This window comes from Streptomyces azureus, assembly GCF_001270025.1.
Lineage (GTDB): Bacteria > Actinomycetota > Actinomycetes > Streptomycetales > Streptomycetaceae > Streptomyces > Streptomyces azureus.
In genome coordinates, this window is sequence record NZ_DF968533.1 from 160,112 (window position 1) to 173,327 (window position 13,216).

The following is a 13,216-nucleotide window of genomic DNA, read 5'->3' on the forward strand; positions in this document are numbered from 1 at the left end:
CGATGTCCTTTCCTCTGCTGACAGTGACAGCGGCGCTCCCGGCCGTCGGGGCGATCGCCACGGCCGCCGTACCGGCCGCGCAGCGCACCGCCGCCAAGTGGCTGGCGCTGCTCGTCTCGCTCGCCACACTCGTCCTGGCGATCACCGTCCTGGTGCGCTTCGACCCGGACGGCGAGCGCTACCAGCTCACCGAGTCCCACGCCTGGATCGCGGACTTCGGCGTCCGCTACGAACTGGGCGTGGACGGCATCGCGGTGGCGCTGATCGCGCTGACCGCGCTGCTGATCCCGTTCATCATCCTCGCGGGCTGGCACGACGCCGACCCGCTGGAGACCGGCAGCACCCGGTGGCGGCCGACGCAGGGCTTCTTCGCCCTGATCCTGGCCGTCGAGGCGATGGTGATCCTCTCCTTCGAGGCCACCGACGTCTTCCTCTTCTACATCTTCTTCGAAGCCATGCTGATCCCGATGTACTTCCTCATCGGCGGCTTCGGGGACCGTGCCCACGAGCACGGCGAGAAGACGGCGGCGACGCAACGGTCGTACGCGGCGGTGAAGTTCCTCCTCTACAACCTGGCCGGCGGTCTGATCATGCTGGCCGCGGTGATCGGCCTGTACGTGGTCGCCGGTAACTTCTCGCTCACGGAGATCGCCGAGGCCCGCGCCAACGGCTCGCTCGACATGGCGACCAGCACCGAACGCTGGCTGTTCCTCGGTTTCTTCTTCGCCTTCGCGGTGAAGGCGCCGCTGTGGCCGCTGCACACCTGGCTGCCCAACGCGATGCAGGAGTCCACCGCCCCGGTCGCCGTTCTCATCACGGCGGTCGTCGACAAGGTGGGCACCTTCGCGATGCTCCGCTTCTGCCTCCAGTTGTTCCCGGAGGCGAGCAAGTGGGCGACGCCCGCCATCCTCGTCCTGGCCCTGATCAGCATCATCTACGGGGCGCTGCTCGCGGTCGGCCAGCGGGACATCAAGCGGCTGATCGCCTACGCGTCGATCTCCCACTTCGGCTTCATCATCATGGGCATCTTCGCGATGACCAGCCAGGGCCAGTCCGGGGCGACGCTCTACATGGTCAACCACGGCATCTCGACCGCCGCGCTGATGCTGGTGGCGGGCTTCCTGATCTCCCGGCGCGGCTCGCGGCTCATCGCCGACTACGGAGGGGTGCAGAAGGTCGCCCCGGTGCTGGCCGGCACGTTCCTGATCGGCGGCCTCGCGACCCTCTCCCTGCCGGGCCTGGCGCCGTTCGTGAGTGAGTTCCTGGTCCTGGTCGGCACGTTCGCCCGCTATCCGGTGATCGGCATCATCGCCACCTTCGGCATCGTGCTCGCCGCGCTCTACACCCTCGTCCTCTACCAGCGGACGATGACGGGCCCGGTGAAACCGGAAGTCGCGGCGATGCCGGACCTCAGGGCGCGTGAACTCGTGGTCGTCGCCCCGCTGGTCGTACTGCTGATCTTCCTGGGCGTCTACCCGAAGCCCGTCACGGACATCGTCAACCCGGCGGTCAAACAGACCATGTCCGACGTACAGAAGAAGGACCCCCAGCCCGAGGTGGAGGCGGCCAAGTGAGCGCAACAGCCGTCCACAGCCTGTGGACAACCGCGGCCGAACCGATCACCAAGATCGACGCGCCGAAGGTCGAGTACGGACAGCTGGCGCCCACCCTGATCGTCGTCGGAGCGGCGATCGTCGGGATCCTGGTCGAGGCATTCGTACCGCGCAAATCCCGTTACTACGTCCAGATGTTCGTGTCCGTCGTCGCGCTCGCGGCCGCCTTCGCCGCGGTCGTCGCGCTCGCGGCGGACGGATACGGCACGACCAAGGCGCGCATCGCGGCGATGGGCGCGATCGCCGTCGACGGCCCGGCTCTCTTCCTCCAGGGCACGATCCTCCTGACGGCCCTGGTCGGCCTGTTCACCTTCGCCGAGCGGCGGCTCGACCCGGTGGTGCACGGCAACCGGGTCGACTCCTTCGCCGCGCAGGCCGCGTCCGTGCCGGGCAGCGAGAGCGAGAAGGCGGCGGTCAAGGCCGGGTTCACCACCACCGAGGTGTTCCCGCTGCTGCTGTTCGCCGTCGCAGGCATGCTGATCTTCCCGGCGGCCAACGACCTGCTGACGCTCTTCGTGGCGCTGGAGGTCTTCTCGCTCCCGCTGTACCTGCTGTGCGCGCTGGCCCGCCGCAAGCGGCTGATGTCGCAGGAGGCGGCGGTCAAGTACTTCCTGCTCGGCGCGTTCGCCTCCGCCTTCACCCTCTTCGGCATCGCGCTGCTGTACGGCTACGCGGGCTCCATGTCGTACGCGACGATCGCGCAGGTCGTCGACGGCACCGTGCAGGACGTCAATCCGGCGCTCGCCGACACCATGGGCAACGACGCGCTACTGCTGGTCGGAGCCGCGCTGCTGGTGATGGGCCTGCTGTTCAAGGTGGGTGCCGTGCCGTTCCACATGTGGACGCCAGACGTGTACCAGGGCGCGCCGACGCCGGTGACCGGCTTCATGGCGGCGGCGACCAAGGTGGCGGCCTTCGGCGCGCTGCTGCGGGTGCTGTACGTGGTCCTGCCGGGCCTGCGCTGGGACTGGCAGCCGGTGATGTGGGCCGTGGCCATCGTCACCATGCTGGGCGGTGCGATCGTCGCGATCACGCAGACCGACATCAAGCGGCTGCTGGCGTACTCGTCGATCGCGCACGCCGGGTTCATCCTCGCGGGTGTCATCGCGACCACGCCCGACGGTGTCTCGTCGGTGCTGTTCTACCTGGCCGCGTACTCGTTCGTGACGATCGGCGCCTTCGCGGTGGTCACGCTCGTGCGCGACGCGGGCGGTGAGGCGACGCACCTGTCCAAGTGGGCGGGGCTCGGCCGGCGTTCGCCGCTGGTGGCGGCCGTGTTCGCGGTGTTCCTGCTGGCCTTCGCGGGCATTCCGCTGACCTCCGGCTTCGCCGGGAAGTTCGCCGTGTTCAAGGCGGCGGCGGAGGGCGGGGCCGCCCCGCTCGTCGTGATCGGTGTGATCTCGTCGGCGATCGCGGCGTTCTTCTACATCCGCGTCATCGTGCTGATGTTCTTCAGCGAGCCGCGGCCGGAGGGCCCGACGGTGGCCGTGCCGTCACCGCTGACGATCACGGCGATCGGGGTCGGCGTGGCGGTCACGCTGGTGCTCGGTGTGGCGCCGCAGTACTTCCTGGACCTGGCGGGGCAGGCAGGAGTGTTCGTGCGCTGACGCTGCGCTTGCTTCGAGACAGCGGCCCGGTTCCCTCAGGGGGTGCCGGGCCGCTGTCCCTCGTGGGGCCGGGTTACTCGCTCTGCTCGTGCCGCGTTTTGATCTTGGTCAGGTCCAGGTCCAGCGGGAAGGGGGCGTCGATCTTCATCCGTTCGCGGAAGATGCCCACGCTGGTGTAGGCGCCCGTGGTCGGTTCCAGCTCGAAGGCGTGGACCGCGGCGCGACCCTTCTCGCTCTCGACGCGCCAGTAGTGGGGGATCTTGGCTCGCGCGTACTTGAGAGGCTTGGTCTCGCGGTCACGGGACACGGAGTCGTCCGATACGACCTCGATGGCCAGAAGAACGGCCTCTGCCGGGAACCGGGTCTGGTCCGGCTCCTTCACCACGTTCCCGCGCACCACGACCACGTCCGGCTCTGGCCTGTTCTGGCGGTCGATGTCAATGGTGAACTCACGAAAGACCTCGAATTCCGCTGGTGCCAGAGACTGGAGCTGCCACTTGAAGAAGTCAATGGCGCGCTCGTGAAAGATGGTCTGCGGACTCACGAAGACCAGGCTCCCGTCGATCAGTTCCGTGTGCGGAGGCAGATTCGGGAGGCGGTCCAGGTCGTCGGCGGTCCAGCCGCCTTCCGGCGGGGTCGGCCAGGTCGGCGTGGACGCCTTCGGTGCGACGCTCATCAGTGCTCCCATGGGACGGAGTCTCGCCGGGTCTTTCAGACTATCGGGCGGAAACGGGCGGGGTCTCCCACGAACGTGTGAACGACTGCCGTGTCCCCTTACGCAGGCGTACGAGGCGGCCTGTGGATAACTCCGGGGCTGTCGGTGCGGGCGCCTATGGTGGACGCAGTGGTCGAGGCGCGACGCACGGGGGACGGAACGATGGGCGCTATGGGCGGGACGGGTGTGATGACGGAACTGGACGCGGTGACCGGGACCGGGATCGGTGCGGGCAGCGACCCCGCCGGGCCCCTGTGCGCCGGCGCGAGCGAGGCGCTGGCCACGCTGCACCGGGTCTTCGGATACGAGGCCTTCCGCGGCGAGCAGGAAGCGGTCATCGAGCACGTGGTCGCGGGCGGCGACGCGGTGGTGCTCATGCCGACCGGCGCCGGCAAGTCCCTCTGCTACCAGGTCCCGGCCCTGGTCAGGCCCGGTACGGGTGTGGTCGTCTCCCCGCTCATCGCCCTGATGCAGGACCAGGTGAACGCGCTGCGGGCGCTGGGCGTGCGGGCCGGGTTCATGAACTCCACGCAGGACTTCGACGAGCGGCGGGTGGTGGAGGCGGAGTTCCTCGCCGGGGAGCTGGACCTGCTCTACCTGGCGCCGGAGCGGCTGCGGCTGGAGAACACGCTCGATCTGCTCTCACGCGGGAAGATCTCCGTCTTCGCGATCGACGAGGCGCACTGCGTCTCCCAGTGGGGCCACGACTTCCGGCCGGACTACCTGTCGCTGTCGCTGCTCGGCGAGCGCTGGCCGGACGTACCGCGGATCGCGCTCACAGCGACGGCCACGCACGCGACGCACCAGGAGATCACCGAGCGGCTGGGCATGCCGTCAGCCCGGCACTTCGTGGCGAGCTTCGACCGGCCCAACATCCAGTACCGGATTGTGCCGAAGGCCGACCCGAAGAAGCAGCTGCTGAGCTTCCTGCGCGAGGAGCACGCGGGCGACGCGGGCATCGTCTACTGCCTGTCGCGCAACTCGGTCGAGAAGACCGCCGAGTTCCTCAGCCGCAACGGCATCGAGGCGGTGCCGTACCACGCGGGCCTGGACTCGGGCACGCGTGCGGCCCACCAGTCCCGCTTCCTTCGGGAGGACGGCCTGGTCGTGGTGGCGACCATCGCCTTCGGAATGGGCATCGACAAGCCGGACGTACGCTTCGTCGCCCACCTCGACCTGCCCAAGTCGGTCGAGGGCTACTACCAGGAGACGGGCCGGGCGGGGCGTGACGGGCTGCCGTCGACGGCCTGGATGGCGTACGGGCTGAACGACGTCATACAGCAGCGCAAGCTGATCCAGTCGGGCGAGGGTGACGAGGCGTTCCGGCGGCGGGCCCAGGCCCACCTGGACTCGATGCTGGCGCTGTGCGAGACGGCCCAGTGCCGCCGGGGCCAGCTCCTCGCCTACTTCGGCCAGGACCCGGACCAGCCTGCCTGCGGCAACTGCGACACCTGCCTGGCCCCACCGGAGACCTGGGACGGCACGGTCGCGGCGCAGAAGGTGCTCTCGACGGTGGTGCGGCTCCAGCGGGAGCGCGGGCAGAAGTTCGGCGCGGTGCAGATCGTCGACATCCTGCTGGGCAAGCGGACCGGCAAGGTGATCCAGTTCGACCACGACCAGCTGTCGGTGTTCGGTATCGGCGACGAGCTGACCGAGGGTGAATGGCGCGGTGTGATCCGGCAGTTGCTGGCCCAGGGGCTGCTCGCGGTGGAGGGCGAGTACGGCACGCTGGTGTTGACCGAGGCCAGCGCGGAGGTGCTGCGGCGGGAGCGGGAGGTACCGCTGCGGAAGGAGCCGAAGAAGCCGGTGACCTCCCGGTCGGGAACGTCGGGGTCCTCGGGCTCCGGGCGGGGTGAGCGCAAGAGCAAGACGGCTGCCGCCGAGCTGCCCGAGGAACTGCTGCCGGCCTTCGAGGCACTGCGCGCCTGGCGGGCCGAGCAGGCTCGCGAGCAGGGCGTCCCGGCCTACGTCATCTTCCACGACGCCACGCTGCGGGAGATCGCCACGGTGTGGCCGAGCTCGGTGGCCGAGCTCGGTGGGATCAGCGGTGTGGGGGAGAAGAAGCTCACGACATACGGGGAGGGCGTGCTGGAGGTGCTCGCGTCGCTGGGCGGTCCGCAGGGTGCTGCTCCGGCGGCCGGTTCGGCAGCGGTGGCGGCCTCGACCGTGGCTGAGGCGCCCGGCCAGGACGCGGGCGAGCCGGACGAGTGGCCGGAGCTGGCCGGGGAGCCGGAGCCCGACTGGATATAGGGCCGGACTTCGGCTGGGTCAGGGGCAGCCCCAGGGCGGCGGCCTTGCGGACATCGGCGTTGGGGGCCGCGAGGACCTGGCGAGGGCGGGGACGGCCACTTCGGGGTCGGTGACGGACAGCGCCGTGGCGGATCCGGCCCGCACCTGTCAGGCCTGCTCGGACAGGGCGGCGGCACGCGCGGTGAGGAGTGCCGGGCAGGCGGTGGTGCCCGGTGCTCCGTAGGCCGCTGTGCGTACCAGGGCGTTGGGGTTGGCGCCGAGGTCCGCCACCGGCCGCCCGGGCCCGTACGGCTACGACAGGGCAGTCAGACCCGGCGCGAACACGATCAGCAGGGGCAGCAGCGGTACCAGTGCGGCCGTGGTGGTCGTCAGGGCCCGGTGATGGCGGCCCAGCCGGGCCGGCGGTTCCAGGAGCCGGTCGACCCGCTCGCCCAGCAGGCGGTGGCTGGAGGCGCAGGACAGGACGCCGCGGTGCTGGTTGAGCTCGATCAGGGCCAGGGCCGTGGTCAGGTGGCCGCAGCGGCGGGACGCCGTGTCGTCGGCGGCCAGTTCGACCAGGCGGTGCGTCTGGTCGCAGAAGTGGGCGAACAGCGGGATGCGGGGGAAACCGGTGGCCAGGGCGGTGGACAGGTGCAGCAGCCAGTCGTGGCGGGCGCGGGCGTGGCCGCGCTCGTGGGTGAGGACGGCGTCGAGCTGGTGGTCCGTGAGGCGGTGCAGGGCGCCCGTGGTGACGATCAGCTGGGGCGGGCTGCCGGGCATCCACCAGGCATCGGGGTATTCGTCCTCCAGAACCAGGAGGGGGCCGCGGGCGGCGGGCAGTCCGGCCGGCAGGTCGGGGGCGCGCTCGCGGAGGTGGGCGCGGGCCTGGGCGCGGCGCCGGCGCGCCTCGACGAATTCACGCGCGAGCATCGCGGTCGTCCAGGCGGCACCGCAGGCCAGCAGCAGGGTGAGGGCGGCGGCCCCGGGCGGGGTGGTGGACAGGTCGTACGCCGCCGTCACCGCGGGCGGAGCCGGAGCGAAGAGCTGGGCGCGGACCGTGCCGAAGACGGCGGCGGCGCCCAGGGCGAGTGCCGTCACGCAGCACAGCAGGACGGTGGCGACCAGGCACTGCCACACCCACAGCGCGACCACCGGTTCCCGCTCGGGCCAATCGGCCCGGGTCAGCGCACGGGGAACGGGCACGGCGGCCGTCACGGCGACAACGCTCAGCAGGAGCAGGCAGACGGTCATGGCCACGGGCTCCGGTTGGTCGGAAGAGGGGCGGCTACGGGTCGTGCGGGGGAGGGCGGCTGCTGAGCGCACCGGTGACGCGGCTGAAGTGCACACCGACGAGTGCGCCGAACGTGCCCTGCACCGGGCACGTGCGGGCACACCGCCCGACGCCCAGTATGACGGTGCCGGGCGGTGTGAGTCAGGGGTCGAGCGGCATCAGAAGCGCCGGGAGGGGCGACTGTCGGCCAGACCCGGGTCCCAGGGGGCGTCCGCAAAGTCCCGTCTGCCCCGCGATGCCCGGCACTCCCCAAGCTCTTCGAGCAGGGGGGACCCCACCCGCGCACCGGTCGACCACCCGCGTACAACCAGTACGCGGGCGTCCGCCCGGCACTCCCCCAAGCTCTTCGAGCAGGGGGACCCCAGAGCACGCACCGAACGCCGCAGCACCCGCCCCCCGGGCGGACGCCGGGACTTCGCGGCCCCCCTGGAGAGCCGTCAGGCCGGCACCACCCGTCCCGTCACCTCGCCCAGCCCCACCCGCACACCGTCCGGCCCCGGGGCCCAGGCCGACAGGGTCACCACGTCGCCGTCCTCCAGGAATGTCCGCTTGCCGTCGGGGAGTTCGAGCGGGTCGCGGCCGTTCCAGGTCAGTTCGAGGAGGGAGCCGCGCTCACGGTCCGCCGGGCCGCTGACCGTGCCCGAGCCGTACAGGTCGCCGGTGCGCAGGGAGGCGCCGTTGACGGTCATGTGGGCCAGTTGCTGGGCGGCCGTCCAGTACATGGTGGAGAAGGGCGGCTCGGAGACGACGTGGCCGTTCACGGCGACGGTGATCCGCAGGTCGTAGCCTCCGGGTTCCTCACCGCTGTCGTCCAGGTAGGGCAGCAACTCGTGCGTCCGGGCCGGCGGGGCCACCCGGGCCTCCTCCAGGGCGTCCAGTGGGGTGATCCACGCCGACACCGACGTGGCGAAGGACTTGCCGAGGAACGGGCCGAGCGGGACGTACTCCCAGGCCTGGATGTCGCGCGCCGACCAGTCGTTGAGGAGGCAGAGGCCGAAGACGTGCTCGCGGAAGTCGTCGAGAGACACCGGCTGGCCCATCCGGGACGGCACGCCGACCACGAAGCCGACCTCCGCCTCGATGTCCAGCCGGACGGACGGGCCGAAGACGGGAGCCGGGTCCGCGGGCGCCTTGCGCTGGCCCGAGGGGCGTACGACGTCCGTGCCAGAGACGACGACCGTGCCCGAGCGGCCGTGGTAGCCGATCGGCAGGTGCTTCCAGTTGGGGGTCAGGGAGTCCTCGGCGTCGGGGCGGAAGATCCGGCCGACGTTCCGGGCGTGGTTCTCGGAGGCGTAGAAGTCGACGTAGTCCGCGACCTCGAAGGGGAGGTGCAGGGTCACCGAGGACAAGGGGTGGAACATCGGTTCGACGGTCTCGCGGTGGGACGGCACGGACACCCAGGCCGTCAGCGCCCGGCGTACGTCCGACCAGGCCGTGCGGCCCGCGGCCAGCAGCGGGTTGAGGGTCGGCCGCGCGAGCAGGGAGGCGTACGGGGAGCCGAGGGCGTGGGCCGCCGCACCGGCGTCCAGTACGTGGTCGCCGAGCCGGACGCCCACGGTCCGCTGGGAGGAGCCGGGGAGGGAGAACACGCCGTACGGCAGGTTGTGCGGACCGAAGGGGTCGCCCTCGGGGACATCGAAGGGGGGCATCGGGTGCTGCCTCGCTTTCGGGTGTGCCGTGTCGTCGCCACGTGTTCGTGGTCGTGCCACACGTTACGGGTGGCACACCGGTCCTGGGCAGTGTCCGAGGAGGCGGATGGGGGCGAACGGGTCAGGTGGGCCCGGGTGGGACCGGACGGTGCGACTCCGGCGCGGCGGACGGGACACCACATTCGTACGTGCCGGAAGTTATCCACAGGACGCGACGCAATCTTGACGGAGCGGTGCGAACGGGGCGACTCTGGGCGAGTGCCGGAAGGCCTCGGGGAGGGGGCGTTCCGACGGCACACCAGGGGGGCGGATGGCCATTGGGGAGGCCGGTCCGGGCTCGGCACGGCATGGTTCGCAGCTCAAGCGGCTGGAAGAGACCATGCGCGTGCGGCTCGGCCGGGAATGTGTGTATGTACCGTCGTGCCGTTTCGGGCTGTACGTGGCGCTGCGCCACTGGTGCCCGCCCGGTGGGCGGGTGCTGATGTCGCCGGTCAACGACGACGTCATCTTCTTCGTCGTGCTCGCGGCCGGGCTGCGCCCGGTGCAGGCGCCGTTGAACCCGCTCGACGCGTCCATCGACATCGATGCCGTGCCGGACGGGACGTGGAGATCGGTGTCGGCCGTGCTCACGACGAACCTGTACGGGAACCCGGACCCGGTGCCGCGCCTCAGGCAGAAGTGCGACGCGTTGGGGATCCCGCTGTTCGAGGACGCGGCCCACGCCATCGGCAGCCGGGTGGGGGACCGGCCGGTCGGGGCGTGGGGCGAGGCCTCCGCGTTCAGCTTGTCCAAGCACGTCGGGGCCAAGGCCGGAGGCATGCTCTCGCTCGCCGACCCGGGGCTGCGGGACGCGGTGGAGAAGACCTGCGCGGGACTGCTCACACCGCGCCGTCCGAGCTCCGAACTCGCCTACGCGATCAGGCCGTACGCGGAGGCCGCGGTGCGCGGGCTGCGGCTGCGGCGCGCCGCCTGGGCCGCGATCCGGCTGCTGGGGCTGGCGGACCGCGAGGAGATCCGGATGCCGCTGCGCCCGGACGAACTCGCGCGGGCCGCCCGCCGGGCGCCCGGATTCGACGCCCACCACCCCTGGGTACGCGTCGACATGCACGACTACCGCCAGGAGTCCGGCCGGCTGCGGCTGCGGCGCATCGGGCGCAAGCTCGACCGGCTGGACGACGTGCTGGACGCCTGCCGGGCGGGCACGGAGCTGCTGCTGTCCACGCCCTGGGCCAAGCCGCGTGACGCGTACGGCACCCAGCCGTTGTTCCGCGTCCCGCTGTTCGTGGCGGACCGGGACGCGGCGATCGCCGCACTGGCACGGCAGGGCGTCGTCGTCGGCTACCTCTACGACCCGCCCCTGGACGACTACGCCGGCGCGGAGTTCACCGACCCCTCACCGGCCCCCGAGGCGGCCCGCTGGTTCGCGCGGCACGCGCTGCCCGTGGACCCGCTGAGGGCCCGGACGGTTGTCGAGGCGCTGGAGCGGTCCGGGGCACGGCCGGTCGAGGCACCGGGAGAGCCGCCCCGCGGCAGGAAGACACCGGGAAGGCCGGATCAGTCCCGTGGCTGAGATCCAGGTGCACGAGCCCGCCACCACGCGCGCCGACGGCGGCGGCGGACCGAAGCCTGCCGTCGACGAGCACACGCACGACTCGCTGTTCAAGAACGCCTACTTCCTCATGCTCAGCACCGGCGTGTCCGCCGTACTGGGCCTGGGCTTCTGGCTGGTGGCCGCCCGCTACTACTCCGAGGAGGCCGTCGGCCAGGGCTCCGCCGCCATCGCCGCGATGCGGCTGCTCGCCAGCATCACGGCGACGACGATGATCGGCGCCGTGGTCCGTTTCGTCCCGCGCGCGGGGCGGGAGACCGGGCGCCTGGTGTGGGGCACGTACGCGGCCAGTTCGCTGATCGTGGCGCTCGCCGCCGCCGTCTTCCTGCTCACGCTCGACGCGTGGGGAGCGTCGTACGCCCCCCTGGGCACGCCCATGGCGGGCGCGGTGTTCGTCGCGGCGTGCGTGGCCTGGGCGTTGCTCACGCTCCAGGACGGGGTGCTCACCGGACTGCGCAAGGCGGAGTGGGTGCCGGCCGGGAACGCGGTGTTCTCGGTCGGAAAACTGGTCCTGCTGGCCGTCTTCGCCGGCACGCTGCCCGTCCTCGGCATCTTCGTCTCCTGGGCCGTCGCGATCGCCTTCTCCACACTGCCACTGGGCTGGCTGATCTTCCGCCGGCTCATCCCGCGCCAGGCCGAACTCGAACGTGAGAAGGAACCTCCGAAGCTCCGCGACATGGGCCGCTTCCTGGCCGGGGACTCGCTGGGCGCGCTGTTCAGCCTGGCGATGATCAACCTGCTGCCGGTGATGGTCGCGGTCCGCTTCAGCGCCGCGGAGAACGGCTACTTCTACGTGGCGTACACCGTCGGCGGCACGATGGAGTTCATGGCCATCAACATGGCCTCGTCCCTCACCGCGCACGCCTCCCACGACCCGCGACAACTCGCCGACGGAGTCCGGGGCGCCCTGCGGCGCATGACGCTGCTGCTGGTCCCGGTCGTGCTGGTGCTGGTCCTCTTCGCCCCGTACATCCTCACGCCCTTCAGCCCGGACTACGCCGAGCACGGCTCGACCGTGCTGCGGCTGCTCGCCCTCGGCGCGCTGCCGCGGGTGGTGGTGGAGCTGTACATCGGCGTACTGCGCGTGCAGGGGCGCACGGGTGTGCTCGCCGCGCTCCAAGGCGCCATGTGCGTCATGGTGCTGGGCAGCGCGGCCGTGCTGTTCACCCCGGCCGGGATCGCGGGCGCCGGCTGGGCGGTACTGCTGAGCATGACGCTGATCGCCGTCGTCTCCACGGCCGGGCTGCGGGCGGCACTGCGGCCCAACGACAGCGCGCCCGCGGCCCGTACGCCCGCCGACCCCTCCCGTCCCTCCTACGGCACCCACTGGGCGAAACTGAACGCCACCGCCGGGTACGGCACGGCCTGGGCCCGCCGGGCCGCGTACCAGCCCAAGGAGGGCGACGAGGACACCGTCACGCTGTTCATAGGGCGCCCCGGATACGAACGGGAGGCGCTCCAGGCGGACACGCTGGCGCTGATCGTGCGGCCCCACCATCCGGACGGGCCGCATCATCCGGACGGGCCGCATCATCCGGACGCCGGGGAGAAGGAGGCGAGCGCCGAGGAGGCCGAGGCCGTCGCGACGGCGGATACGGGCGAGGACCGCGACGGCCACGGGGAGCCGCGAGCACTCCAACGCGAGGGAACCGCCGGGTCCGAGGAGACCGGCGGGACGGTCCTGCCCCGGCGTAAGAGCCCCGGCAACTGGGCGGGGCCGCCCGAGGCCGAGGACGAAACCCGGGAGCGGCGGCTGAGAGGTGCCCTCTGGAGCCTGCTCGGCGTCGCCACCGTCTTCTTCTGGGCGCCGTTGCGCGACCTGCCCTGGCTCGGCGGTGTCACCGAAGCGGAACTGACGGGACGTCAGTTGCTGGAGGGCCTGCCGCTGCCGTCGCTCACCGCGGGAGGCCTGCTGCTCGTGGTGTTCGTCGCCGCCATCACGCTGTGCACCCGGCGCGACCCGTGGCTGCCCGGCACGGCGCTGTCCGCCGCCCTGCTCGCCCTGTACGCCGCAGCGGTCGCGCTCGGGCGGGAACCGCGGCCGGTGGAGGGGGCGTTGTATGTGAAGACGGCCGGCTTCCTCGCGGACGCGGTGGGGCTCGACGGGCCCGAGCCGCTGCTTCGCTGGGCGCCGCCGGTCTGCCAGCTGCTGTGCCTCGTTCCGCTGTGGCTGCTGCTCGCCAGCGCGGGCGGTCGGCTGACGTGGCCGGGGCGCTGGGGGGTTCTGTATCTCGTCGCGGTCGGCGGCTGGGTGTGGCGTGAGGCGCTCGCACCGGTCGCGCCGCCCCTGCTCGCCGTACTTGCCGTACTCGTCCTGCTCCTGCCGGTCTGCCGCCGCGCCGCGTCGGCCATGGGGCTAGCGCACCGCAGAAGTCCGAACGGCCGACCCAGCGACTGATCAAGCTCCAGAGCCGAACAGAGCCGAACCGCCAGGGGGGAACCACCGTGCGTCCGCCAGTAACTCCGAGGGAGAGATCCACGCCAGAACCCACACCCGCACGGG

At 71.5% G+C, this 13,216-nt stretch carries 9 protein-coding genes; 5 read left to right on the forward strand and 4 right to left on the reverse strand.

The annotated features are described in order from the left end of the window. Positions 1–2 precede the first annotated feature (2 nt). Positions 3–1,574, forward strand: coding sequence for an NADH-quinone oxidoreductase subunit M (locus AOQ53_RS38690; RefSeq protein WP_059424659.1), 1,572 nt, complete (start codon positions 3–5; stop codon positions 1,572–1,574). Beyond that, entirely contained in the window at positions 1,571–3,220 is a 1,650-nt protein-coding gene (nuoN, locus tag AOQ53_RS38695; RefSeq protein WP_059424661.1) for an NADH-quinone oxidoreductase subunit NuoN, read from the forward strand. The genes AOQ53_RS38690 and nuoN overlap by 4 nt, the downstream gene beginning before the upstream one ends. Positions 3,221–3,293: 73 nt before the next feature. Here the strand turns inward: nuoN and AOQ53_RS38700 are convergent, their stop codons facing one another. Then, positions 3,294–3,896 (reverse strand): Uma2 family endonuclease, encoded by a 603-nt coding sequence (locus tag AOQ53_RS38700; RefSeq protein WP_059424663.1) that lies wholly within the window; start codon positions 3,894–3,896, stop codon positions 3,294–3,296. Positions 3,897–4,106: 210 nt separating this feature from the next. Here AOQ53_RS38700 and recQ point away from each other — a divergent pair, with 210 nt between their 5' ends. Continuing rightward, positions 4,107–6,185 (forward strand): DNA helicase RecQ, encoded by a 2,079-nt coding sequence (recQ, locus tag AOQ53_RS38705; protein ID WP_059424665.1) that lies wholly within the window; start codon positions 4,107–4,109, stop codon positions 6,183–6,185. 147 nt (positions 6,186–6,332) lie between these two features. On the opposite strand, the gene AOQ53_RS47920 is transcribed toward recQ, so the two are convergent. From AOQ53_RS47920 to fahA, 3 genes are all read right to left on the reverse strand, one after another. Then, on the reverse strand, positions 6,333–6,455 hold the full coding sequence (locus tag AOQ53_RS47920; RefSeq protein ID WP_330219384.1) for a hypothetical protein: 123 nt from the start codon (positions 6,453–6,455) through the stop codon (positions 6,333–6,335). A 21-nt stretch (positions 6,456–6,476) separates the two neighbouring features. Continuing rightward, a complete protein-coding gene (locus AOQ53_RS38710) occupies positions 6,477–7,415 on the reverse strand; it encodes a M56 family metallopeptidase (protein WP_059424667.1) in 939 nt (312 codons plus the stop codon). Positions 7,416–7,892: 477 nt separating this feature from the next. Next, positions 7,893–9,104, reverse strand: a complete 1,212-nt coding sequence (fahA, locus tag AOQ53_RS38715; protein ID WP_059424668.1) for a fumarylacetoacetase — start codon at positions 9,102–9,104, stop codon at positions 7,893–7,895. 310 nt (positions 9,105–9,414) lie between these two features. On the opposite strand from fahA, the gene AOQ53_RS38720 reads away from it, so the two are divergent. Next, complete coding sequence (locus AOQ53_RS38720) at positions 9,415–10,674, forward strand: DegT/DnrJ/EryC1/StrS family aminotransferase (RefSeq protein WP_078945704.1); 1,260 nt, start codon at positions 9,415–9,417, stop codon at positions 10,672–10,674. Further along, the gene (locus tag AOQ53_RS38725; RefSeq protein WP_059424674.1) at positions 10,667–13,111 is read left to right on the forward strand and encodes a lipopolysaccharide biosynthesis protein; all 2,445 of its coding nucleotides are present in this window, start codon (positions 10,667–10,669) and stop codon (positions 13,109–13,111) included. The genes AOQ53_RS38720 and AOQ53_RS38725 overlap by 8 nt, the downstream gene beginning before the upstream one ends. Positions 13,112–13,216 lie beyond the last annotated feature (105 nt).